The organism is Streptomyces sp. AA1529 (assembly GCF_000280905.1).
Classification (GTDB): Bacteria; Actinomycetota; Actinomycetes; order Streptomycetales; family Streptomycetaceae; genus Streptomyces.
This window is the reverse complement of record NZ_ALAP01000099.1, coordinates 33,431-56,282: the sequence shown is the minus strand read 5'-3', so window position 1 is coordinate 56,282 and position 22,852 is coordinate 33,431. Positions and strand designations below refer to the sequence as shown.

General features: G+C 75.1%; 19 protein-coding genes. 13 read left to right on the top strand and 6 right to left on the bottom strand.

Annotated elements, in window-relative coordinates:
• Positions 1-38 precede the first annotated feature (38 nt).
• Together rpmB and rpsN are read left to right on the top strand one after the other, a co-directional pair.
• Complete coding sequence (gene rpmB / locus A949_RS0129425; RefSeq protein WP_019359644.1) at positions 39-275, top strand: 50S ribosomal protein L28; 237 nt, start codon at positions 39-41, stop codon at positions 273-275.
• Positions 275-580 carry a 30S ribosomal protein S14 gene (gene rpsN / locus A949_RS0129420; RefSeq protein WP_019359643.1) on the top strand — a complete coding sequence of 102 codons (306 nt, stop codon included), beginning with the start codon at positions 275-277 and terminating at the stop codon, positions 578-580. The genes rpmB and rpsN overlap by 1 nt, the downstream gene beginning before the upstream one ends.
• A gap of 195 nt (positions 581-775) precedes the next feature.
• Here the strand turns inward: rpsN and A949_RS0129415 are convergent, their stop codons facing one another.
• Complete coding sequence (locus A949_RS0129415; protein ID WP_019359642.1) at positions 776-1,174, bottom strand: VOC family protein; 399 nt, start codon at positions 1,172-1,174, stop codon at positions 776-778.
• 103 nt (positions 1,175-1,277) lie between these two features.
• Between A949_RS0129415 and A949_RS0129410 the strand changes: the two genes are divergently transcribed.
• Positions 1,278-2,267, top strand: a complete 990-nt coding sequence (locus A949_RS0129410) for a helix-turn-helix transcriptional regulator (protein WP_019359641.1) — start codon at positions 1,278-1,280, stop codon at positions 2,265-2,267.
• A 289-nt stretch (positions 2,268-2,556) separates the two neighbouring features.
• A complete protein-coding gene (locus tag A949_RS0129405) occupies positions 2,557-3,324 on the top strand; it encodes a DUF4232 domain-containing protein (RefSeq protein ID WP_078565572.1) in 768 nt (255 codons plus the stop codon).
• 210 nt (positions 3,325-3,534) lie between these two features.
• Here the strand turns inward: A949_RS0129405 and A949_RS0129395 are convergent, their stop codons facing one another.
• Entirely contained in the window at positions 3,535-4,428 is an 894-nt protein-coding gene (locus A949_RS0129395) for an NADP-dependent oxidoreductase (protein ID WP_026005147.1), read from the bottom strand.
• Positions 4,429-4,498: 70 nt separating this feature from the next.
• On the opposite strand from A949_RS0129395, the gene A949_RS0129390 reads away from it, so the two are divergent.
• A complete protein-coding gene (locus tag A949_RS0129390) occupies positions 4,499-5,068 on the top strand; it encodes a TetR/AcrR family transcriptional regulator (RefSeq protein WP_019359637.1) in 570 nt (189 codons plus the stop codon).
• 40 nt (positions 5,069-5,108) lie between these two features.
• Here the strand turns inward: A949_RS0129390 and A949_RS0129385 are convergent, their stop codons facing one another.
• Positions 5,109-5,960, bottom strand: coding sequence for a LysR family transcriptional regulator (locus tag A949_RS0129385; RefSeq protein ID WP_019359636.1), 852 nt, complete (start codon positions 5,958-5,960; stop codon positions 5,109-5,111).
• Positions 5,961-6,040: 80 nt separating this feature from the next.
• On the opposite strand from A949_RS0129385, the gene A949_RS0129380 reads away from it, so the two are divergent.
• Positions 6,041-6,574: a cupin domain-containing protein gene (locus tag A949_RS0129380; protein ID WP_019359635.1), complete on the top strand. Its 534-nt coding sequence runs from the start codon at positions 6,041-6,043 to the stop codon at positions 6,572-6,574.
• 39 nt (positions 6,575-6,613) lie between these two features.
• Positions 6,614-6,976 carry a DoxX family protein gene (locus A949_RS0129375; protein ID WP_019359634.1) on the top strand — a complete coding sequence of 121 codons (363 nt, stop codon included), beginning with the start codon at positions 6,614-6,616 and terminating at the stop codon, positions 6,974-6,976.
• A gap of 74 nt (positions 6,977-7,050) precedes the next feature.
• Here the strand turns inward: A949_RS0129375 and A949_RS0129370 are convergent, their stop codons facing one another.
• Complete coding sequence (locus tag A949_RS0129370) at positions 7,051-7,938, bottom strand: alpha/beta fold hydrolase (protein ID WP_019359633.1); 888 nt, start codon at positions 7,936-7,938, stop codon at positions 7,051-7,053.
• Positions 7,939-8,049: 111 nt separating this feature from the next.
• Here A949_RS0129370 and A949_RS0129365 point away from each other — a divergent pair, with 111 nt between their 5' ends.
• The gene (locus tag A949_RS0129365) at positions 8,050-9,993 is read left to right on the top strand and encodes a BTAD domain-containing putative transcriptional regulator (RefSeq protein ID WP_019359632.1); all 1,944 of its coding nucleotides are present in this window, start codon (positions 8,050-8,052) and stop codon (positions 9,991-9,993) included.
• Between the two features lie 29 nt (positions 9,994-10,022).
• Here the strand turns inward: A949_RS0129365 and A949_RS0129360 are convergent, their stop codons facing one another.
• Entirely contained in the window at positions 10,023-11,018 is a 996-nt protein-coding gene (locus A949_RS0129360) for an aldo/keto reductase (RefSeq protein ID WP_019359631.1), read from the bottom strand.
• A gap of 168 nt (positions 11,019-11,186) precedes the next feature.
• Here A949_RS0129360 and A949_RS0129355 point away from each other — a divergent pair, with 168 nt between their 5' ends.
• The 3 genes from A949_RS0129355 (at position 11,187) to A949_RS35035 (ending at position 18,872) form a co-directional block, all read left to right on the top strand.
• Positions 11,187-12,047 carry a helix-turn-helix transcriptional regulator gene (locus A949_RS0129355; protein WP_019359630.1) on the top strand — a complete coding sequence of 287 codons (861 nt, stop codon included), beginning with the start codon at positions 11,187-11,189 and terminating at the stop codon, positions 12,045-12,047.
• Between the two features lie 164 nt (positions 12,048-12,211).
• A complete protein-coding gene (locus A949_RS35040) occupies positions 12,212-18,436 on the top strand; it encodes a type I polyketide synthase (RefSeq protein WP_019359629.1) in 6,225 nt (2,074 codons plus the stop codon).
• Positions 18,429-18,872: a PaaI family thioesterase gene (locus A949_RS35035; protein ID WP_019359628.1), complete on the top strand. Its 444-nt coding sequence runs from the start codon at positions 18,429-18,431 to the stop codon at positions 18,870-18,872. The genes A949_RS35040 and A949_RS35035 overlap by 8 nt, the downstream gene beginning before the upstream one ends.
• Before the next feature lie 53 nt (positions 18,873-18,925).
• Here A949_RS35035 and A949_RS0129340 read toward each other — a convergent pair whose 3' ends face one another.
• Positions 18,926-20,695, bottom strand: a complete 1,770-nt coding sequence (locus A949_RS0129340) for a beta-ketoacyl [acyl carrier protein] synthase domain-containing protein (protein ID WP_237735939.1) — start codon at positions 20,693-20,695, stop codon at positions 18,926-18,928.
• Positions 20,696-20,954: 259 nt separating this feature from the next.
• Here A949_RS0129340 and A949_RS0129335 point away from each other — a divergent pair, with 259 nt between their 5' ends.
• Both A949_RS0129335 and A949_RS0129330 read left to right on the top strand, forming a co-directional pair.
• Positions 20,955-21,674: a Phenylacetic acid catabolic protein gene (locus A949_RS0129335; RefSeq protein WP_019359626.1), complete on the top strand. Its 720-nt coding sequence runs from the start codon at positions 20,955-20,957 to the stop codon at positions 21,672-21,674.
• Positions 21,675-21,688: 14 nt separating this feature from the next.
• Complete coding sequence (locus tag A949_RS0129330; RefSeq protein WP_019359625.1) at positions 21,689-22,801, top strand: radical SAM protein; 1,113 nt, start codon at positions 21,689-21,691, stop codon at positions 22,799-22,801.
• Positions 22,802-22,852 lie beyond the last annotated feature (51 nt).

Below are 22,852 nucleotides of genomic sequence, written 5' to 3'. Positions count from 1 at the left end.
CCATTACCAAGTCTGTTCCACCGAGAGAAAGGTCTCCCGTGTCCGCCCACTGCCAGTTGACCGGCGCACAGCCGGTGTTCGGCAAGTCCGTCTCCCACTCGCACCGGCGCACCAGCCGGCGCTTCGACCCCAACATCCAGCGCAAGCGCTACTGGCTCGCGAGCGAGAACCGCCACGTGCGCCTCACGCTGAGCACGAAGGGGATCCGGACGGTCGACGTGATCGGCGTCGCGGCCGCCGTCGCGCGGATCCGCGCACGGGGAGGAAAGGTCTGATGGCCAAGCAGAGCAAGATCGCCAAGAACGAGAAACGCAGGGCGCTCGTCGCGCGGTACGCACGGCGCCGGGCCGAGCTGAAGGAGATCCTGCGCGACCCGGCCGCCACACCGGCCGAGTACGGGGCCGCGCTCCGGGAACTGCGGCGGCAGCCGCGGGACGCCGGCGCGACGCGAGTGCGCAACCGGGACGGCGTCGACGGCCGCCCCCGCGGCCACCTGCGGGCCTTCGGACTCTCCCGCGTCCGCATGCGCGCGATGGCACACGCGGGCGAACTTCCGGGAGTCACCAAGTCCTCCCGGTGACCCCCGCCTGAGGGGCGTCCCGCCGGGCCTCCCCGCATCCGGGGGGGGCGCCCCTCACCCCGGGCCGGCGGCAGCGGAGCGGTCCCGCGCGGCCCCTGCTCGGGGTCGTACGGGACCGGCGCCCGGGCAGTGCCCGACGGATCCGCCGCCGGCCCGCGGCGTGCACGGGCCGGCGGCGCGGGGCCGGGCGCCGGGTCAGCGGGCGAACTTCGCCACGGCGGCCGGGGTGACCGGCGTGAAGAAGTTGACGAGGTTGCCGTCGGGGTCGCGGAAGAGCAGCGCCCGGTTGCCCCAGGGCATGGTGGTGGGCCCGGCGACGAACTCCTCCACCAGGCCGCCCAGGTTGCCGTGCACCCGGTCCACGTCCTCGACGAGGAACTCGATGATCACACTGTGGTTGGCGGCGGGACGAGCGGAGTCCGGTGCGAACATCGGGACGGTGCGGGTACTGCCGATCGCGAGGGTGGCCCTGGGGGTGACGAGTTCGGCGAAGTCCTCGGTCGCCCAGGCCGCCGACACCCCGGTGGCCCTCTCGTAGAAGGCGACGAGGCGTGCGACGTCGCCGGTGATGATGCGGATCGAAACGAAGTCCACGGTGTTCTCCCTGGTCGGTGAAGTGCCGGTGAAGCGGCTGCGCTGCGCACGCTAGGACAGATAGCGGACGGAATCGGTCCGGTATGCGCGCTAGGCTGCCGCCATGTCTCGACCCACCGGGCGCGTGCTGACCCTCCTGGAACTTCTGCAGTCGGGCGGCATCCGGTCGGTGGCCGAACTCGCCGACCGGCTCGGCGTCGACGACCGCACCGTGCGGCGGTACGTGGGCCAGCTGATCGACCTGGACGTGCCCGTGGAGACGGTGCGGGGCCGCTACGGCGGATACCGGCTCACCCCGGGGCACCGGTTGCCTCCGCTGATGCTCGGCGACGACGAGGCCCTCGCCGTGCTGCTCGGCCTGGTCGCCGGGCGCCGGGCGGGACTGACGACGGCGGCGGGCACGGCCGGCGAGACCGCGGCGGCCAAGGTGCGCAGGGTGCTGCCCAGGCATGTGGCCCGCAGACTCGACACGGTCCTGGAGTCCCTCGCCTTCACCTCCGCACCCGGTGAGTTCACCACCCCGGACGCCGAGGTCCTGCTGACCGTCGCCGACGCGGTACACCACCGCCGGCCGCTCTCGCTCGGATACCGCGACCGCCACGGCCGGCGCAGCGAACGCACCCTGCACGCCTACGGCATCGTCGCCCACGCGGGCCGGTGGTACGTCACGGGCAGGGATCCCGGGATCGGGCAGGACCGGACCCTCCGCCTCGACCGCATCGAGGGCGCCCGGCCCCTGCCCGGCACCTTCGGGATCCCGGCCGGGACCGACCCGGCGCAGCGCGTACTGGACGGCTTCGCGACGGCCGAGTACCGGTACGAGGTGGTCCTGCGGATCCACGGGACCGTGGAGCAGATCCGCGCCGGTCTGCCCGCGTCGGTCGCGCGCCTGACGGAGCCCGCGCCCGCGAAGGGCACGGACGCTCCGGCCGAGCGGTGGCTGCGGGCCGAACTGCGGGTGGCGGAGCTCGACTGGCTGCCCGCCGTCCTCGCCTCGCTGGACCGGCCGTTCGTCATCGAGCGCCCCGCGGAGCTGCGCGACCTCGTCACGGCGCTCGCCGACCGCCTCACCTCCTGCGCCCGGAACGCCTGATCCCCGGGACGCCCGGCCGCGACCGGCCGGCGCGCCCCGTCCCGCGGGCGCGGTGGAAGGTGCCCGCACCGCCCGGAACACTCCCTCCGGGAACGGAGAACGCGCCTCCGGAAGCGGCGAGTTGCGCGGACCGGCACCGGAATCGCGCCGCAACGGACCGCCGCACGCACCCCGTTGTGAACTTTTTCCCGGCCTCCGGCATCGAAGTCGTAGGGCACGGGGCGGTCCGGACAGTGACTCCCCCGCATCCGGCATGGACACACGATGGGATGATCAGGGCGTGGCGGCGATGAGCGAACGAGAGCAGCATGCGGTGCGGGCGGCCCGGAGGGCCGCGGGGGGCAGGGCCGGAAGGTCGCGCGGCACCGGGGGCGCGCGGCTCGCGGCCGGGCTCACGGCCCTGCTCGCGGCGGCCCTGCTGACCGGATGCGGCGAACAGGCGGCTGACGCACCCGAGAAGGTGGCCGGCGAAGCGGCCCCCGTGCCCGGCGACTCCTCCGAGGACAGCTCGCGGAAGGAGAGCGGCACCTCCCCCTCACCCTCGTCCCGCGCCCGGGACGAGGGCAGCGAGAACTCCGGCAAGGAGACGTCCGGTTCCTCGGGGAAGAGCGAGGGCGCGGGCTCCTCCGGAGGGCAGGGCGGTGCCGATGGCGGGACGCCCGAGATCGGCCCCTGCAAGACCTCCGGACTCGACTTCAGCACCTCCCCCGGCATGGCCCGGGGCAGCCTCCTGGTGAACCTCGAGAACACCACCGCCACGGCGTGCACGATGCACGGATACCCCGGGGTCGACCTGCAGAGCCCGGCGGGCACCATGAACGCCGCCCGGAACGGCGTCGCCGCCCCGACGGTCCGCGTCAGCCCCGGCGAGTCGACACGTTTCACCCTGCACTACCCGCCGAACGACACCGGCGGCAGCGGCGTGGACGTCACCGGCCTCGTGGTCACTCCGCCGAACGAGACCACCTCGCAGACCCTGCCGATCAGCTTCAACCTGCCGGTCTCCGAAACCACCGAGTCCGGGGTAACGGTCGGCCCCGTCGGCGCCGGGAAGTGACGGCACCGGGCGCCGCCGGACGGGAGCACCGCGCAGCCGCGCGCGAGCCCGTCCGGCAGCGGGGCCCGGTGCCCGCGCCCTCCGCCGGCGGCCCGGGCTCCGCGACGGAACGGACCTCCGGCGACGGCAACGGCGACGGCCCGGGCGCATCGTCGCCGGAGCCGGCGGCGGAACCGGCGGGCCGGGCGGCGTGACCGGGCCGGAGACGGCTCAGACGACCAGGACCCGGCGCCCGCGGGTGTGGCCGGCCCGGCTGTCGATGTGCGCCGCCGCGGCCTCGGCGAGCGGGTAGGACTTCTCGACCGGGATGTGGAGCTTCCTCTGCGCGATGAGGCGGCCGGCTTCGGCCAGGGCCGCCGGGACGCTCCCGGCCGTCCCGGAGAACCGGACGCCGAGTTCCGGTGCGGTGAGATCGGCGATGGAGACGACCTTCCGCGCGTCCCCGGTCAGTTCGACGAGTTCGGCCAGGACGCCCGCACCGGCGAGATCCAGCGCGGCGTCGATGCGGCCGAGCCGCCGGACCCGCTCCGCCCAGCCCGCGCCGTAGGAGGTGGCGGTTGCGCCCAGGCCGCGCAGATAGTCCTGGTTCGCCGCCCCGGCCGTGCCGATCACCGCGATGCCGCGGTCGCGGGCGATCTGCAGCACGGCCGAGCCGACTCCCCCGGACGCGCCGCTGACCAGCAGGGTCTGCCCGGGCCGCACCCCGACCTCGCGGATGATGCGCAGCGCGGTCTCCACCACGGAGGGGTATCCGGCCGCCTCCTCGAAGGTCAGGCCCTCGGGTATCCGGGCCCAGGCCGTCAGCACGGCGAACTCGGCGTAGGTGTCGGCCCCCTCGCCGAACACCGGGTCGCCGGCCTCGACGCCTTCGACCCCCTCGCCGACCTCGTCCACCACTCCGGCGGCGTCCAGCCCGACTCCGGCGGGCAGTTCGATCGGATGGGCGCGCAGGGTCTGTCCCTCCCGGATCCTCCAGTCGACGGGGTTCACGCCGGCGGCGCGCACGGCGACGCGCACCTGGCCGGGGCCCGCATGGGGCTCCTCGGCGTCCACGAGGCGCAGCACTTCCGGACCGCCGAACTCGGCGAAGCTCACTTTTCTCATGACGACGAACGTAACACTAACCGTTAGTTTTTCGAAACGGTTAGGGTTTCGCATCTGGTAGCTTCAGCGCATGACCACGCCGCCCGGACGCCGCGAACGCAAGAAGGCGGCGACCCGCCAGAAGATCGCGGAGACCGCCCTCCGGCTCTTCCTGGAGCGCGGGTACGACGCGGTGGGCATCCGCGAAGTCGCCGCCGAGGCCGACGTGGCCGTCACCACGCTCTTCTCCCACTTCGCCTCGAAAGAGGCGCTGGTGTTCGAGCAGGACGCGGACTTCGAGCAGCGCCTCGTCCGGGCGGTCACCGACCGGGCGCCCGGGGAGCCCCTCGTCCCCGCGCTGCGCCGGGAGATCCACGCCCTGGTGCGGCACTGCACGGCCGACAGCGCCTCCCCGGTCTGGCACATGATCGACTCCTCGCCCGCGCTGCGCACCTACGAGGAGTCGATGCGGTTGCGCCACGCGGAGTCGCTGGCGGCGGCCATGGCGGCGGACCCGGACCTGGCCCGGACCAGCACAGCCTGCCGGACACTCGCCAGGTTCACGGTCGACGCCTACTCACTGGCCCGCGAGTCGGCCGATCCGCAGGCGGCGGTGGACGAGGTCTTCCGGATGATCGAGGCGGCCTGGGCGGCCACCTGACCTTCCGCGCCCGCCGCGTACCGGCCACCGGTGCGGCAGCTCAGCCGCGGTAGACCTCCAGCGCGATCCGGACGAACGAGCGGATCAGCGGATTCCGGTCGCCCTCCTTCCACGCCACCACCACACGGCTCGGCGGCAGGTCCGTCAGCGGCACCACGGTCAGCCCCTCAGGAGGCCGGTGGTCCAGGAGGGTCATGCCCACCGTGCCGTTCCACAGGACGGCCTGCCGGCACTCCTGGACGGTGCGCACCACCGGCCCCTCACGGCGCTCGCCCCCGCTCCAGTACGCCTGCCAGCGGGAGTCGGTGCCTGCCGGGAAGACGAACCAGCGGCGGTCCGCGAGCTCGGACGACCGCAACCGCCCGCGGCGCGCCGGCGGATCGTCGCTGCGCAGCAGCGCCCCCACCGGATCGGCGCGCAACTCGCGCACGGCCAGGCCGGTCTCGTCGAACGGGGCGCGGGTGAGGGCCAGGTCCACCAGGCCCCGGTGCAGCCCGCAGGTGGGATCGCTCAGATCGGTCTCCCGGAGCCGGACCTCCAGCTGCGGACGGCGCAGGCGGCAGGTGGCGGCCAGCTGCCGCACACCGGGGTCGGTGCTGTCCCCGAGGAGCCCGACGGTGAGGACGTCGGCACCGGACGCCGCCGCCACCCGGGCCCGGACCCGGTCGGCCCCGGCGAGCAGCGTCCGCGCCTCGTCGAGCAGCACCTCTCCCGCCGGGGTGAGGGCGACACCCGAGGACGACCGGTGGAACAGCACAGCACCGAGTTCGGTCTCCAGCTGTTTGATCGCCCGGCTCAGCGGCGGCTGGCTCATGTGCAGCCGGGCGGCCGCCCGGCCGAAGTGGAGTTCCTCGGCGACCGCCACGAAGTAGCGCAGCGTGCGTAGCTCCATCCTGCGACGATACCCCCGCGGTATCGCATGCGCTGAACGGGTCTTGGACGCGGGCGGCGCCCCGCGGGTGGAATCGGGCCATGGCTGACGAACCGACGAACAGCGCCCCGGCAGCCGACCCCGCGGTATCGGTGGTCGGTCCGGACGAGGGCGAGACGATCGCGCTGGGCACCACCCGCCTGCGCATACTCGAGGACGGCAGCACCACCGGGCACCGGCTGGGGATCGCCGAGTCCGTCCTCGCACCCCGCACCGCCGGCCCGCCGCAGCACCGCCACGCGGAGCACGACGAGGGCTTCTACGTCGTCTCCGGCACCGTGCGGTTCACGGTCGGGGAGCAGGAGCACGACGCACCGGCGGGAACGCTGGTGATGGTCCCGCCGGGAGCCCCGCACACCTTCGCCAACGTCTCCGACCGGCCGGCCGTGCTGCTCAGCACCTTCACCCCCGACCTCTATGTGCAGTACTTCCGGGACCTCCGGGACCTGAGCGCCGAGGAGACGTCGTCACCCGGGGCACACATCCGCACGATGAGCCGGTACGCCACCGAACCGGCCACCGACTTCGCCCCCGGCACAGGCGGTCCGAAGTCCGCACGCCCCTCCCCTCGATGACGGCATGTCACTTTCCACCGACCGTCCCGGAGCGGAACTGTGAACGTCGCATACCGGCTCGTCGCCGGTCCCCTCGCGCTCTTCTCCCTCTACGGGGGCGGAGCGAAAGCGGTCCGCAGCCGCGCGCGGCTCCGGCCGAGGATGGCCTGGGTGGACAGTGTGCCGATGCCGGCCGTCCGGGGGATCGGGCTGCTCGAAGTGCTCGGTGCGCTCGGGCTGGTGCTGCCGCCCGCGACCGGCATCGCACCCTCGCCGGCCCCGGCCGCCGCCCTGGGATTCACGGTCCTGCAGATCGGTGCGATCGGTGTCCATCTGCGGCTCGGGGACCGCAGGATCGCGCTCGACCTCACGCTCCTGTGCGCCGCTGCCACCACCGCCTGGCTGGGGACTGCACGGCTGTGAGCACCGCTCCGCGGTCCGGCGGCGGGCGGGACCGTGCACGGTCCGGCCCGTGCACGGTCCGCGACGGCGCACCGTCAGCGCGCCAGCAGCTCCCGGACCGCCCCCGCGATCTCCTCGGGCGCCTCCTCGGCCATGAAGTGCCCCGCGCCGGTGAGACGGTGGTCGAGGTCGGGCGCCCACGCCTGCCACACCTGCGCTGCGTCGTACCCGAGCCGCGCTCCCCAGTCCTGCTGGACGACGGTGACGGGCATCGCGAGCTGGGAACCGGCGTCCAGGTCCGCCTGGTCGTGGTCGACGTCGACACCGGCGGAGGCCCGGTAGTCGGCCACGATCGAGGGCACCGCAGCGGCACTCGCCCGCAGGTACGCGCTCCGCACCGGATCCGGGATCGCCGCCCGGTCCCCCGCCCAGGCGTCGAGGAAGGACCCGAAGAACGCGTCGGCGCTGTTGGCGATCATCGTCTCGGGCAGTCCCGGCGGCTGGGCCATCAGGAACAGGTGGTAGCCGACCGCGGCCGGGACCCCCTGCAGCACGTTCCACATGTCCAGCGTGGGCACGACGTCGAGGATGCCGAGGTGGGTGACGGTCTCGGGATGGTCCAGCCCGGCCCGGAAGGCGACGAGCGCGCCGCGGTCATGACCGACGAGCGCGAACCGGTCGTGCCCCAGCGCCGCCGCGGCGGCGACGATGTCGGCGGCCATGGTGCGCTTGGCGTACACGTCCGCGGCCGCGGGCGCCGGCTTGTCGCTGGCGCCGTAGCCACGCAGGTCGGGGCAGATCACCGTGTGCTCGGCGGCCAGCAGCGGCGCGACGTGCCGCCACATCAGGCGGGTCTGCGGGAAGCCGTGCAGCAGCACCACGGGGGTGCCGCTGCCGCCGGTGGCGACGGAGAGCTCCACGCCCTCCGCACCGGGCACGCGGAGGTGGTCGAAGCCGGGCAGGGCCGGCGGGGCGGGTGTCATAAGGGTCCTTTCCCCAGGTCGGGCGACTGACCGGACCACGGTGCACCAGCCCGATGAGCAGCCGATCAGTACGGCGCGGCGGAGCGGAGCCGTCGGGCGCAGGATGGGGGCATGCGGATCGATGTACTGGGCCCGGTGCGGGCGCTGCGCGGCGACGGCACCCCGATCGCGCTGGGCGGACCCCGGCACCGGGAGGTGCTCGCCCGGCTCGTCGCCGCCGAGGGGCGGATGGTGGCCACCGACACCCTGGTGGCGGACCTGTGGCCCGAGCCCCCGGCCCGCGGCCCGGGTGCGCTGCGCACCTTCGTCGCCGCCCTGCGCCGCGCCGTCGAGCCCGACCGGCCGCCGCGCACCCCGCCGCGGATCCTGGTCACGGAGGGTTCCGGCTACGCATTGCGGCTGCCGCGCGAGGCCGTGGACGCGCACCGGTTCCAGGACGTCCTGGAACGCGCCCGCCGCTCCCCCGGCGAGGTCGCCGCGCTCGGCGAGGTCCTCTCCTCCTGGCGCGGACCGGCCTACGCCGACCTGCCCGACGCCGCCTGGGCGCAGCGGGAGCGCGCCCGGCTGGAGGAGTTGCGGCTGCAGGGGATCGAGCTCCGGGCCGGCCTTCTCCTCGACGCGGGGGCGAGCGGCGGACTCGTCGCCGAACTCGGCGCACACTCCGACGAGCACCCCTGGCGCGAGGCGGCCTGGGCGCTGCTGGCACGCGCCCTGCACCGGGACGGACGCCAGGCCGACGCGCTGGCCACGCTCCGCCGGGCCCGCACGATGCTCGTCGAACAACTGGGGCTCGACCCCGGAACCGAACTGCGGCGGCTGGAGGCGGAGATCCTCGACGGATCCGCGTCCCTCGAACCGGCCCTCGACCTCCGCTCCGGGGCCGCTGCCCGGCTCGGCCCCCGTACCACCGTGGAACTGGCCCGCACCCTGGCCCTGGCGGGCAGCGACGCGCTCGTCCTCTCGCGGCGCGACCGGCTCGCCGCCGCCCGGGCCGCCGAGCGCACGGGGGACACCGAACTGACCGCCCGGGTCGTCGGCGCCTACGACGTGCCCTCGATCTGGAGCCGTGCCGACGATCCGGAGCAGTGCCGCGCCGTCGTGGCACTCGCCGAGCGCACGCTACGGGCCCTGGGACCCGACGGTCCTCCCGCGCTGCGGGCGCGGCTGCTGGCCACCGTCGCCGTCGAGAGCCGCAGCGGCGACCTGCGCGGGGCAGCGCTGCGGGCCGGGTACGAGGCCGCGCACCGGGCCGAGGCGCTCGCGCGGGGCCTGGGCGATCCCGCGCTGCTGGCCTTCGCGCTCAACGGCGTCTTCCTGCAGTCCTTCGGGCGCCCGGGGCTCGCGTTGCGGCGGGACGCCATCGGTGCCGAACTCGTCGCCCTGGCCACCCGGCACGAGCTGCCGACCTTCGCCATCCTGGGCCGGCTCATCCGCCTGCAGTCCGCCTCGGCCGTCGGTGACCTGGCGGGCGCCGCCGGGCACGCGGCCGCCGCCGAAGCGGTCGCCGCCGTCCACGAGGCCCCGCTCGTCCCGGTCCTCACCGCCTGGTTCCGGGCCCGGGCCGCCGCAGCGCGGAGCACCGGACCCGACGGGCCGTCCCCGGCAGCCGCCGCGGGCGCCTACCGCGCCGCCGACGGTGCCCTGCGCACAGCCGGGATGCCGGGGCTGCACCGCGGCCTGCTGCCGCTCGCGCTGCTCGGTCTGCGTCTGCTGCACGGCCGCCCGGCCCCCGCCGACCCGCAGCTGGACTGGGGACCGTATCTGCCCTGGGCGGCGCCGCTCGTGCTCCTCGCCCGGGAGCGTCCGGCCGAGGCCCGCGCGGCCCTCGCCACCGTCCCGGAGCCGCCGTACGACCACCTCCAGGAAGCGCTCTGGTGCCTGACCGCGCACGCCGCCGCCCGCCTGGAGGAGCCCGGCACCGCCGCGCGGGCCGCAGCGGCGCTGCGGGGTGCCCGCACCGAACAGGCAGGTGCCGCCAGCGGCGTGCTCACCCTCGGGCCGGTCGAGCGCTACCGCGCGGCGGCCGAAGCGTGCGCGGGCCGCGCCGGAGGGTGACCGGGGAGGCCTCCGGAACGCGGCCCGGATCAGTTGCCCGCGCCGAGGCCCGCCATGAGTGCGGACGGGTACCGGTCTCCGCGTGCGGCGCCCGGCGGCACGGCGCGCTCGATGGCGGCCAGGTCCTCCGTGGTCAGGGTCAGTTCCGTCGCGGGGAGCGCCTCGGCGAGTCGCTCGCGGGTGCGGGCGCCGACCAGGGGGACGATGTCGTCGCCCTGGGCGGCCACCCAGGCGATGGCCAGCTGCGCGACGCTGCAGCCCTTGGCCTCCGCGACCCGGCGCAGCGCCTCCACCAGGGTGAGGTTGTGTTCCACGTTGCCTTCGGAGAACCGGGGGCTGGAGCCGCGCATGTCGCCGGGGCCGGCGGTGCGGCCGGGGGTCCAGTGTCCGGAGATGAGCCCGCGGCCGAGGACTCCGTAGGCGGTCAGGCCCACGCCGAGCTCGCGCAGGGTGGGCAGGATGTCGGCCTCCACCGCGCGGGAGATCAGCGAGTACTCGATCTGCAGGTCGGCGATCGGGTGCACGGCCTGCGCCCGGCGGACCGTCGCCGCGTCGACCTCCGAGAGGCCGATGTGCCGTACGTGTCCGGCGTCGACCATCTCCTTGATCGCGCCCACCGTCTCCTCGATCGGTACGGAGGGGTCCAGCCGGGCCGGGCGGTAGAGGTCGATGTGGTCGGTGCCCAGCCGGGTCAGCGAGTAGGCGAGGAAGTTCTTCACCGCCTCCGGCCGGGCGTCGCATCCGCCGAAGCCCGCGCCGGGCCCGCGCAGCATGCCGAATTTGACGCTCAGTGTGTAGGTGTCCCGGTCCCGGCCGCGCAGCGCCTCCGCGAGCAGCAGTTCATTGTGTCCCATGGCGTAGAAGTCGCCGGTGTCGATCAGCGTGACGCCTGCGTCCAAGGCGGCGTGCACGGTGGCGATGCTCTCCGCCCTGTCGGTCGCACCGTAGGCGCCCGACATACCCATGGCACCCAGGCCCAGGGTGGAAACGGTCGGGCCGGTGCTGCCCAGGGTTCGTGCCTGCATCGAGCTTCCCCTTCGTCGCGTTCGACGTGTTCGTGGTGTCCGGTCCGTCGTGTTCGTCGTCGACCGGCTTCCCACTGTGCTCCGGCAGCGCGGCTCGCGGGAGCGGAGCGTGCATCCTGGGAGCGGCGCTCCCTGGATCGGCGCATCCGCCGAGAGGACCATGGAGCCATGCAACGCGAACAGCTCGCCGCCTTCCTGCGCCACCGCCGCGAGGCGATCGACCCGGCCGAGGCGGGCATCGCCGCCGGGCCCCGGCGCCGCACCGCCGGTCTGCGCCGGGAAGAGGTGGCCGGGCTCGCCGGGATGTCGGTGGACTACGTGGTCCGCCTCGAGCAGGGACGCAGCAGCCGCCCCTCGGCCGGGTTGCTGGAGGCGCTGGCCCGGGCGCTGCGCCTGTCCGACGACGAGCGCGAGTACCTCTTCCATCTGGCCGGGCACCAGCCCGCGCCCGGCGACGGGGCGGCCGGACAGGCCCGGGCCGGCCTGGTGCGGATGCTCGGCCTGCTCGGCGGCACCCCGGCGCTGGTGCTGTCCGACCTGGGCGAGGTCCTCGCCCAGAACCGGGCAGCCGTCCTGTTGACGGGCGATCACACCCGCCGCTCCGGCGACAGCCGCTACCTCGTGTACCGCTGGTTCACCGATCCCGCCGTGCGTGCCGTCCATCCGCCCGAGGAGCACGCGCACCACTCCCGTCAGCTCGTGGCGGACCTGCGCGCGGCCGTCGGCCGCCGGTACGGGGACCCCGCGGTCACCGGCCTCGTCGACCGGCTGCGGGACGCGAGCGAGCACTTCGAGCGGCTGTGGGACGAGCACGAGGTGGCCGTCCGGCGCGCCGACCGCAAGACCCTGCTCCATCCGCGCGTGGGCCGGCTGCTGATGGACTGCGAGACCCTGGTCGCCCCTGACCGGCTGCAGCAGTTGCTGGTGCTCACCCCGGCGGACGCGGAGGCCCGCGAGCGGATGGAACTGCTGTCGGTGCTCGGTACGCAGACGTTCCCCGTCCGGGCCGAGGACTCCTCGCTCCGGTGAGGCGGCGCCCGCGCACCGGGCGTGGCCCCGGGGCTCCCCAACACCCCTGACGCAGAGGCGTGTTGTCCGCACGTACCGCTGCGGGCGGGAGGTGCGGGCGGGGGTCGACACCGGGGGGAAAGGGCTCCAGGATGGACCGGCGGCGTGATCACGGGGGAGGACCGATGAGTGACGCGGACAGCGGTGCGGTGGCGGTCGTCGGCATGGCGGGGCGCTTCCCGCAGGCGCCGGACACGGAGGCGTTCTGGGAACTGCTGATCGGCGGGGGCGACGCGGTGGGGCCGGTGCCGCCCGAACGCTGGGATCCGGCAGCGGTGTTCGACGCGACCCGGGAGATCCAGCGGGTCGGCGCGTTCCTGGAGGACATCGACGCGTTCGACCCGGTCTTCTTCACGATCTCACCGCGCGAGGCCGAAGTGCTCGACCCGCAGCAGCGGTTGATGCTGGAGACGACCTGGCGGGCCCTGGAGGACGCCGGTGCACCCGCGTCCGCGCTGCGCGGCTCCCGCACCGGCGTCTACGTCGGCGGGCTCTGGCACGACTACGAACTGCTCCGCAAGGACCGGGGCGCCGCGGTGACCCAGCACAGCATCGTCGGGAACTCACTGGACATCGTCTCCTCCCGGGTCTCCTACCACCTCGGACTGACCGGGCCCAGCCTGACGCTCATGAGCAGCTGCTCCTCCTCCCTGGTCGCCGTGCACCAGGCCTGCCAGGCGCTGCGCTCCGGCGAGATCGAGGGAGCCCTGGTCGGCGGCTCCAATCTGATGCTCACGCCCGAGGTGACGGTCGGCCTCACCCACTTCGGCGGCCTGTCCCCCACCGGCCGCTGCCACGCCTTCGGCGCCGCCGCGGACGGGTTCGTCCGCGGCGAGGGCGTCGCCGTGGTCTACCTCAAGCGGCTGGCCGACGCCCGCCGCGCGGGCGACCGGATCCGCGCGGTGGTGGCGGCCAGCGCGGTCAACAACGACGGCGGCGGCGAGAGCCTGGTCACTCCGCATCCGGCCGCGCAGCGCGACCTGCTGCGCGGCGTCTACGCCTCCGGCCGCATCCCACTGGACCGGCTCGCCTACGTCGAGGCGCACGGCACCGGCACCGCACGCGGGGACGCGGCCGAGGCGCAGGCGCTCGGCGAGGTGCTGGGCGCGGCCCGGCCCGGCCGTGCGCTGCACATCGGCTCGGTGAAGACCAACATCGGCCATCTGGAGCCGGCCGCCGGACTCGCCGGACTCGTCAAGGCCGTCCTGGCGCTGGAGCACGGCACCGTCCCGCCGAGCCTGCACGCGCAGGTGCCCAACCCGGCCATCGACTTCACCGGGCTGAACCTCGCCGTCACCCGGGACCCGCTGCCGCTGGAGCCCGGCAGCTTCCTCGGCGTCAACTCCTTCGGCTGGGGCGGCACCAACGCCCACGCCGTCGTCACCACGCCGCAGGCCGCGACCGCGCAGCCGTCCGCCCGGGCCGCGAGACCGGCTCCAGCCCGGACGCCCGAGCAGGACCGGACCCCGGAGCAGGACTCCCGGGCCGTGCGGGAGGAGCCCGGCGCGGCGGCGCGGCAGGAGGCCGGTGAGCCGTTCCTGCTGCCGGTCAGCGGGCACACCCCCCGGGCGCTGGAGGAACGGACCCGCGGCATCCGGGAGCAGCTGGCCGCGGGTACGTCGGCACCGGAGCTGGCGCGGGCCATGGCCTGGCACCGGGACCACTTCGCGGAGCGGTGCGCTCTGCTGGGCCCGGACCTGGCGGAGGTGGCGCGGGGCCGCGCCCGGCGGCGGGGCAAGGTCGCCTTCGTCTTCCCCGGCCAGGGCGCCCAGTGGGCGGGCATGGGCGCGGGCCTCTACGGGCGCGACGCCGCGTTCACTCGGGCCATGGACCGCTGTGCACGGGCGCTGGCCCCGCATGCGCCGCGCGACGTACGCGAGATGGTCACGGGCGGCCCGGCACCGCGGGACGTGGCCGAGGTGCAGCCCGCGCTGTGGGCGATGTCGGTGTCGCTGGCCGCGGCGTGGCGGGCGGCCGGGGTGGAGCCGGATGTCGTCGTCGGGCACAGCCAGGGCGAGATCGCCGCCGCCACGGTCGCCGGTGTGCTCACGCCGGAGGACGGGGCGCTGGTGGTCTGCCGCCGCAGCGGCCTGCTGCGCGAGATCGCCGGCGGCGGGCGGATGCTGGCCGTGGACCTGGCTCCGGACGCGGCACGGCAGGCCGTCGCGGGCTTCGAGGGACTGGTCGAACCGGCGGTGTACAACGGGCCGCGCTCCTGCGTGCTGTCCGGCGACGCCGACTCGGTGCTGCTGCTGCGGGAGATCCTGGAGGCCGACGGAGTGTTCTGCCGGCTGGTCGACGTCGACTACGGCTCGCACAGCCCGCAAGTCGATCCCCTCCTGCCGAGGATCCGCGAGGCGCTCGCAGCCGTCGCGCCGGGCCCCGCGGACACACCGCTGCTCTCCACGGTCGGCCTCACCCGGCTGCGCGGGCCGGAGGCGGATGCCCGCTACTGGGCCGAGAACCTGCGCCGCCCGGTGCGGTTCGCCGAGGCGGTGGACACCCTGATCGACGAGGACGTCACCCACCTGGTGGAGGTCAGCCCGCATCCGGGACTCGGCGCGGCACTGCGCCAGCTCGCGGAGGAGCGGCCGGAACCACCGGTGGTGCTGGGCACACTGCGCCGCGACGAGGGCGAACACCCGGACCTGATGCGCGCGTTCGCGGAAGCCTACGTCTCGGGCCTGCCCGCGCTCGGACCGCGCCCGGCGCGGCGCCCGGACGCCGTTCCGCCGCCCTACCCCTTCCAGCGGGAGCGGTACTGGGTCGCGCCGGGACGGCACAGCGGAGTCCGCAGCGGGCGGCTGGTCCCGGCCGAGGTGCCCTCGACCGCGGGCGGCGTGCGGGAGAGCGCCGTCGAACTGGACACGGGCACCCACCCGTGGCTGGCCGACCACCGGGTGCACGGCACGGTGCTGTTCCCGGCGGGCGGCTTCCTGGCGCTGCTCCACCAGTCGCTGCACGGCGGGGCGCACGAGTCCGGATCCGCCGGGCGGGGGACGCCCGTGCTGCGGGACGTGCAGCTGACCGGCGCGCTGGCGGTGGGCGAGGAACCGGTCCGCACCGCCCTCGTCCAGCGCCCCGGCCCCGGGGACTCGGGCGCGCTGGAGGTGCGGTCCCGCGAGGCCGGCTCGACCGGGCCCGCACCCGGCGCGGAGGCGGATGCCGGGTGGACGCGGCACTGCCGTGCGACAGCCGCCCGCGACAGCGCCCCGCCGGCCGGCGGGTTCCCCGCACACCTGCTGGGCGCCGCGCCACTGGACGCGGACGGCTTCTACCGGGACTGCGCGGCGAGAGACCTCGACTACGGACCCGCCTTCCGGCCGATCGCCGGCGGCCACGTCGCCGAAGCCGCTTCGGGAACCGGACGGGAGGCACTGGTCCGGCTCGAACTGCCTCCCGGCAGCCGCTCGGGGGCGCTGTCGGGGACACCGCACCCGGTGCTGTGGGACGGCATGCTGCAGGCCGCGCTGGTCGTGTGCGACGGTCCGGTCCTGCCGCGCCGGGTCCGGCGGGCCGCGGTCGCGGTGACGGACGCCGACGCCCTGTGGGTGCACGCCCGGCCGGGCGCGGGGGGCGAGGTCGACCTGGCGCTCTTCGACACCGGGCAGCGCCCGCTGGGACGGCTGGAGGGAGTGCTGCTGACGGCGCTTCCCGGCGGCGCCGGCGACGCCGCGGAGACCGGGCGGCTCACCTACCGGATGCGCTTCGTGCCCCGGGAGCGGCCCGCCGCCCCGGCTGCGGGGCCGGACGGCGCGGCCGGGGACGGCGGGCTGCCGGGCAAGGTGGTGGTCCGCGGGCGGCCCGGGGTGCTGCCGGACATGGCCGGGGAGGATCCGGCCGGGGCGGACACCGTGGTGTTCGTCGCGCCGCAGGAGGGCCGGGACGGGCTGCTGGAGCTGGCACGGCTGGTCGGCCGCTGCGCGGACGAGAACCCGTCCGCGCGGCTGGCGGTGGTGGTCCGCCGGGGCGACCCGGACGCCGGGCTGTACCCGGGGTTCGTGGCGGTCGTGCAGGCGGAGTACCCACAGTTCGGGACGCGGCTGATCGAGACCGACACGTTCGACGCCGACCTGGTGGCGGAGCTCGCCGCCACGGAGGACCGGGTCGTGCTGTCCGGCGGCGAGCGGCTGGTGGGCGAGCGGGTGAGCGGAGGTCCGCCCGCCGCCGACCCGCCGTGGCGGACGGGCTCGGGCGCCCAGCCGTTCCGGCTGGGCACTCCGCGGCCGGGCGACCTGTCGGCGCTGTGCGCCCGTCCGCTGGAGCGGCCCCGGCCGGGCCCCGGACAGGTCGAGGTGGCGGTCGAGGCCGCGTCGCTGAACTTCATCGACGTGATGAAGGCGATGGGCGTCTACCCGGACGACCACTCCCCCGGCCGGGAACTGCTCGGCCTGGACTGCGCGGGCACGGTGACCGCGGTCGGTCCGGGGGCCGGCGGCGTGGCGGTCGGTGACCGGGTGGCGGCCTGCGGCTTCGGCGTCCTGGCCTCGCACGCGCTGGTCGAGGCCCGGCACACCGCCCGCATTCCGCGGGAGTTGACCGCGGCGCAGGCGGCGGCGCTGCCGATGGTGCTGGTCACCGCCTGGTACGCGCTGATGGAGGTGGCCCGGCTGGAGCCGGGCGAGACCGTGCTCGTGCACTCGGCCGCCGGCGGGCTCGGACTCGCCGCGCTGCGCGTGGCCCGGCTCGCGGGAGCCGAGGTGATCGCCACGGCCGGTACCGAGGAGAAGCGGGAGCAGCTGCGCGCCGGGGGCGTGGAGCACGTCTTCGACTCCCGCACCCTGGAGTGGGCCGAGGGGGTGCGGGCCGCGACCGGGGGGCGCGGCGTCGACGTGGTGCTCAACTCCCTGCCCGGGGCGGCGATTCCGCTCGGTCTGGAGGCGCTGGCCGAGGACGGGCGGTTCGTGGAGGCCGGGAAGCGCGACATCCATCGGGAGACATCCGTCGAACTGGGTGCCTTCCGCAAGGCGGTGTCCTTCACCGCCGTGGACGTCGCCGGGCTGCTCCGCCGCCGCCCCGAACGGTTCGCGGCGCTCCTGGCCACCGTGTGGGCGCGGGTGACGGGCGGGGAACTGCGGCCGCTGCCGGTGCGCGAGATGCCCTTCACGCAGGCCCAGGAGGCCTTCCGCACGCTCTCCCACGGGCGGCACACCGGCAAGCTCGTACTCACCGAGCCGATCCCGAGCGGAGGCGGCACGGTTCCCGTCGCCCCGCAGCCGCTGCCCGGGGGACGGTTCCGGGCCGCGGGCAGCTATCTGATCACCGGCGGGCTCGGGGCGCTCGGCATGTCGCTCGCCGAGTACCTGGCCGCCTCCGGAGCCGGCGCCCTGGCCCTGGTCGGGCGCTCGGCGCCCCGGGACCCGGAGCGGGTCGAGGCGCTGCGCGAGCGCGGCGTGCGGGTGGGGGTGTGGTCGGCGGACGTGGCCGACGAGGCGCGGATGCGCACGGTGCTGGCGGAGGTGCGCGCGCAACTGCCGCCGCTGCGCGGGGTCTTCCATGCAGCGGGGGTGCTGGCGGATGCGACCGTGGCGAACCTGGACGGCGCGCTGCTGACGCGGGTGCTGCGGCCGAAGGCCGACGGAGCACGCGTCCTGCACGAGCTGACCGAGGGGGACGCGCTGGACCTGTTCGTGCTGTTCTCCTCCGCCGCCGCGTTCGTGGGCACAGCCGGGCAGGCGGCCTACGCGGCGGCGAACAGCGCCCTGGACGCGTTGGCGGCGCAGCGGCGGGCGGCGGGGCTGCCGGCGCTGAGCGTGCAGTGGGGGCCGGTCTCCGGAGCCGGGATGGCCACCGGCACCGGGCGCGGGGACCGGCTCGCGGCGCGCGGGCTGGGCAGTGTCCCGGCCGAGGTGTGCTGGCGGGCGCTGCGGCGGTATCTGGAGTCGGACGAGGCGCAGGTGGCCTGCCTCGACCTCGATCCGCGGCACTGGCTGGAGTCCTACCCGGCGGCGGCCGCGCTGGCGAGCTGGCAGCCGCTCGCCGGGACCGGCGGAACGGTCGCGCCGACGGAGCTGCGGAGCATCCCGGCGGCGCGGCGGCGCGAGGTGGTGGAGGCGGAGGTGCGCCGTACGGCGGCGGCGGTACTGCGCCTGGCGCCGGAGAAGCTGCCGCACGATGTGCCGCTGCGCGCACTCGGGCTGGACTCGCTGATGTCGCTGGAGCTGCGCAACAAGCTCGAGGCGTTCCTGGGGGTGCGGCTGAGCCCGACGCTGCTGTGGAAGTACGGCACCCTGGCCCGGCTCGCCCCGGCGCTGACCGCGCTGGTGGAGGCCGGACCGGAAGGGGAGGCGGGGGCGGGGCCCCGCCCCCCGGCCGCCCCGGCTGCGGACGAGGCGGGGGCCCATGGGTGACGGGCCGGTCCTCGGGCCCGCGCAGATCCGGGACCTGATCGCCGCATATCTGCCCGATCCGCCGGGCGTCGACCTCCTCGACGTCGGGCCCGGCGGGCTGGTGTTCGTCGCGGACCCGGCGGGGCTCACGGTGCGGCCCGGCGGCACCGTCTCCGGGCCCGCCCTGTTCGCGTTCGCGGACGTGGCGGGCTATCTGGCGGTGAACGCCTATCTGGGCGGGACGCCGTCGGCGATGCTGACCTCCAGCAGCATCAGCTTCCTGGAGGCAACCGCGCCGGAGCGGCTGCACGCGCGCGTCGTGCCCGAGCGGATCGGCCGGCGTACGGCGGTCGTCTCGGCACGGGTCGAGAGCCCGGACGGGTGCCCCGTCGCCCTGGCCACGCTGCACTTCTCGTTTCCGGGGAGGCGGAGCCGGCCCGGTGCGGGCGCGCGCTGAGGGCGGGAGCGGACGCCCGTAGGGCGGTGCGCCGGGCGGCGGTGCGTGCGCGTTCAGCGGCTGGAGTAGGTCGTCCGCTCCCACGGGTAGCCCGGCAGCGCGGTCATGCCCGCGCGGACCGGACGCTCCTGGGCGGTGCCGTCCGCGCTGCCGGGCGGGGGGTGCTCGGCGGTCTCCAGCATCCGCACCCGCGGATGGTCCCGGCCCGCCGCGAGGGCGCGCAGCGCTTCCGCGGCCTCCTCGGAGCCCGCCGCGGTGATCCAGGCGGCCCGCCGCAGCCGGGTGCGCCCGTGCTGCGCGGTCGTGGCGAAGGCCGCGTATCCGTCCCCGGCGGACGCGCCGTCCCCGGACTCGGCCAGTCGTCGCGCGTACCGGCCCGCCAGGGTGCGCAGGGCCGCTTCGGTGTGCGCGTACACCGGGAATCCGGCGGCCGGTGCGGGAGCCGGTACGGGCCCGGCGGTGGGACGGGAGAGGACGACGTGCGCGTTGGTGCCGCTCATCCCGAAGGAACTGACGGCCGCGCACCGGCCCGCCGACGGCTCCCAGGGCCGGGTCTCGGCCGGTACCGTCAGACCGCTGCCGTCCAGGCGGATCCGGGGGTTGAGCGTCTCGAAGTGGGCTTGGCGCGGGATCTGCCGCCGCTCCAGACAGAGCAGCGCCTTGATCAGGCCGAGGATGCCGGCGGCGGCCTCGGCATGGCCGAGGTTCGCCTTGACCGATCCGACATGCCAGCTGCGCCCCGGCGAGTCCAGGGCGGCCCGGGCGGCCTCGATCTCGATCGGGTCGCCCAGCGGGGTGCCGGTGCCGTGCGCCTCCAGGTAGCCGATGTCGGCGCCGGTGAGGCCGGCCGCGGTGAGAACGCCCTCGATCAGGGTCTGCTGGGCCAGTACGTTGGGTGCGGTGAACCCGGAGGAGCGGCCGTCCTGGTTGACTCCGCTGCCCTCGATCACCCCGAGGATCCGGTCGCCGTCGCGCTCGGCGTCGGCCAGCCGCTTGAGCACGACGGCACCGGCGCCCTCGCCCCGGACGAACCCGTTGGCGCGCGCGTCGAAGGGGCGGCACCGGCCGTCGGGCGAGAGCGCCTCGGTGCGCTGGATCTCCGCCGTCGACCGGGGCGCGAGCACCAGGTTGACGCCGCCGGCCACGGCCACGTCGCAGTCTCCGGCCGCCAGCGCCCGGCAGGCCGTGTGCACCGCCACCAGCGACGACGAGCACGCGGTGTCCAGCGCCAGTGCGGGGCCCCGGAGGCCGAGCGTGTAGGCGAGCCGGCCGGCGGCGAAGCAGTGGCCGTTGCCGATCAGCCAGGAGGCGTTGGGTTCGCCCTCGTCCCACAGCCGGTGGTCCTGGCCGGTGATGCCGACGTAGACCCCGGTGCGCTCGGCGACGTCCTCCGGGGGCAGGGCGGCGTCCTCGAACGCCTCCCACACCACTTCCAGCAGCAGCCGGTGCTGCGGGTCGAGGCTGCGCGCCTCCCGCGGCGAGATGCCGAAGAAGCGGGCGTCGAAGCCGAGGACGTCGGGCAGATAGCCACCGCGGGTCAGCAGCCCTTCCCAGCCGCCGGGGAAGGCGCGGCGGCGCTGCTCGGGCAGTTCGCCCACCAGGTCCTGCCCCGCCGCCAGCGCCTGCCAGTAGGCGTCGCGGCCGGCGATGCCGCCGGGGGCGCGCAGACCGGTGCCGACGACGGCCGTCCGCTGCGCTCCCCGCAAGGCGGCCAGCTCGCCGCGCAGGGCGCGGATCGTCTCCATGGCGCGGCGCAGCGGCCCGGCGGGCGCCTCCGCTGCCGCGCCGGGCGGGTGAGCGTCCGACTGCTGGGAAGTTGACATCGGCCGCGACGCTAGCAGGTGGCGGCCGCGGTTCCAGCCCCGCGCCGGTCGGTCGAACTTCCCGTGCACAGCGTCCAGTTGGTTCAAGACATCCATATCCCGGTCCTGGATGTCAAGGCTGTTCCTGGCAGCGCGCGTTGTGGCACTGTGTGCTCGAGGGACAACGGGGGGTCGGTTCGGGCCGTGCGCCGCGTCGTGCGGCTGTCGCGATCGTGCTGCTTCCCGCACGTCGGCACGAGGCAGAGCTGAGAGGTCGCTTATGACGATCGCGGTCCTGGACGACGAGGAAGTCGTGGTGCGCACCCCGGACGAGTTCCACCGGATGCCCCGCGACTACCAGAAGATGCTGATCAGTCAGGTCACCATCAACACCGAGGGTGAGCTCTCGGGCGGCGACGACTATGTACAGATGTTCCTGCCGCTGGCGCCGGACGCCGAGGAACGCCAGGTGTGCGCGGAGCGGGCCGCCGAGGAGTACGACCACTACAAGATCGGCAAGCGGGTGCTGGCCGATCTCGGCATCGACACCACCTACATGGAGACCCAGGCGGTCTCCGAGCGGATGCTGTTCGCGGACGAGCGGATGCACTCCTGCACCACGTGGGCCGAGCGGGGGGTGTACTCCTACATCGGCGAGGAGACCGCGATGGTGATGCTGCGCGAGTTCGCGGAGAGCAGCTACAAGCCATGGGCGGAGGCCGTCCGCACGATCATCCTGGACGAGAAGATCCACATCGCGCACGGCGCGCGGGTCTGCCGCAACCTCGCCGCCACCGAGGAGGGCCGCGCCGAACTACAGGCCGCGCTGGAGCGGCTGTGGCCGATGTTCGTGGGCATCTTCGGCAGTGCGAACACCAAGCGCTCGAAGCTGGCGGTGCGCTACGGGCTGCGCAGGACGACCAACGGCGAGGCGATCGAGCTGTGGCGGCAGAAGGTCGGTCCGCGAGTCGCCAACCTGGGCCTGCGCGTGCCGGAATGAGCCGGGAGGCAGCCATGACCACAGCAGTACACATCACCCCGCGCCCGCCCTCCCGCGCGGAGGCCAAGGCACGGCTGCGGGGGCATCTGGCCGACCGCCCGGATCTCGCGGCCCGGCTGAAGGACGTGCGCAGAATGGGGACGCGGGTGCGCGGATGCGAGGTGCATCTGACGACCACCTGCAACATCCGCTGCAAGGGCTGCTGGTACTTCGAGGGCGGCTTCGACACGGCGGTCCGGGAGACCTCCGACCCCGGCCTGATCCGGGCCTTCGCGGAGAAGCTCGCCGCGGACGGGGTCACCCAGGCGACACTCATCGGCGGCGAGCCGACCCTGGTGCTGGACCGGGTGCGCCCCTTCGTCGAGCAGCTGCCGTATCTGACGATCTCCACCAACGGGCTGCGTCCGCTGCCGATGGACGGCTTCGAGAACGTGGCCGTCGGCATCAGCCTGTTCGGCGGCGGGCCACTGGACGACGAGCTGCGCGCGCACCGGCCCAACGGCTCCTCCTTCACCGGGCTGTTCGAGAAGGCGCTGGGCCACTACCGGGACGATCCCAGGGTCACGTTCGTCTTCGCCCTCTCGGAGGCGGGGCTGCCGTACATCGAGCCGACGGTGCGGGCGATCCGGGACAACGGCAACCAGGTGACGTTCAACTTCTACAGCGAGCACGGCTCGGACAGTCCGCTGCGGATCGACGACGAGCAGCGCACGCTCGCCGAAGCGCTGCGGGTCGCGGAGGCATATCCGGAGGCCGTGGTCGCGCACCCGTACTTCATCGAGACGCTGATCACCGGGCGCACCCACTGGGGCGGCCGGTTCGGCTACGACGTGTGCCCCAGCATCAGCGTCGACCTGCCGGAGCACGAGCAGCGCGTGGCCAACGGCAATCCGGTGCTGGACGGTTTCGCCGTGTACGGCGCCGACTACGAGACCCTGCAGTTCTGCTGCACCTCGGGCGACTGCGACGGCTGCCGCGACAGCCAGGCCGTCTACAGCTGGCTGATGGTCAGCTTCCACCGGTTCCTCGACAGCGTGCAGCGGTTGGAGACCTGGCTGGACCTCGCCGAGAGCTACTGGCGCCAGTGGTACTGGGCGCAGTCGCACGCCCCCGCTTTCGCCCGCTGAGGCCCGCCCGACCGACCCGCGGCACCGCCGCCCTGCCCTCTCCCGCCCCCT

Excerpts from the sequence above, each read along its gene's own strand:
- rpsN (WP_019359643.1), top strand. The coding sequence starts at position 275 with ATGGCCAAGCAGAGCAAGATCGCCAAGAACGAGAAACGCAGGGCGCTC.
- A949_RS0129410 (WP_019359641.1), top strand. The coding sequence starts at position 1,278 with ATGTCTCGACCCACCGGGCGCGTGCTGACCCTCCTGGAACTTCTGCAG.
- A949_RS0129405 (WP_078565572.1), top strand. The coding sequence starts at position 2,557 with ATGAGCGAACGAGAGCAGCATGCGGTGCGGGCGGCCCGGAGGGCCGCG.
- A949_RS0129395 (WP_026005147.1), bottom strand. The coding sequence starts at position 4,428 with ATGAGAAAAGTGAGCTTCGCCGAGTTCGGCGGTCCGGAAGTGCTGCGC.
- A949_RS0129390 (WP_019359637.1), top strand. The coding sequence starts at position 4,499 with ATGACCACGCCGCCCGGACGCCGCGAACGCAAGAAGGCGGCGACCCGC.
- A949_RS0129385 (WP_019359636.1), bottom strand. The coding sequence starts at position 5,960 with ATGGAGCTACGCACGCTGCGCTACTTCGTGGCGGTCGCCGAGGAACTC.
- A949_RS0129380 (WP_019359635.1), top strand. The coding sequence starts at position 6,041 with ATGGCTGACGAACCGACGAACAGCGCCCCGGCAGCCGACCCCGCGGTA.
- A949_RS0129370 (WP_019359633.1), bottom strand. The coding sequence starts at position 7,938 with ATGACACCCGCCCCGCCGGCCCTGCCCGGCTTCGACCACCTCCGCGTG.
- A949_RS0129365 (WP_019359632.1), top strand. The coding sequence starts at position 8,050 with ATGCGGATCGATGTACTGGGCCCGGTGCGGGCGCTGCGCGGCGACGGC.
- A949_RS0129360 (WP_019359631.1), bottom strand. The coding sequence starts at position 11,018 with ATGCAGGCACGAACCCTGGGCAGCACCGGCCCGACCGTTTCCACCCTG.
- A949_RS0129355 (WP_019359630.1), top strand. The coding sequence starts at position 11,187 with ATGCAACGCGAACAGCTCGCCGCCTTCCTGCGCCACCGCCGCGAGGCG.
- A949_RS35040 (WP_019359629.1), top strand. The coding sequence starts at position 12,212 with ATGAGTGACGCGGACAGCGGTGCGGTGGCGGTCGTCGGCATGGCGGGG.
- A949_RS35035 (WP_019359628.1), top strand. The coding sequence starts at position 18,429 with ATGGGTGACGGGCCGGTCCTCGGGCCCGCGCAGATCCGGGACCTGATC.
- A949_RS0129340 (WP_237735939.1), bottom strand. The coding sequence starts at position 20,695 with ATGTCAACTTCCCAGCAGTCGGACGCTCACCCGCCCGGCGCGGCAGCG.
- A949_RS0129335 (WP_019359626.1), top strand. The coding sequence starts at position 20,955 with ATGACGATCGCGGTCCTGGACGACGAGGAAGTCGTGGTGCGCACCCCG.
- A949_RS0129330 (WP_019359625.1), top strand. The coding sequence starts at position 21,689 with ATGACCACAGCAGTACACATCACCCCGCGCCCGCCCTCCCGCGCGGAG.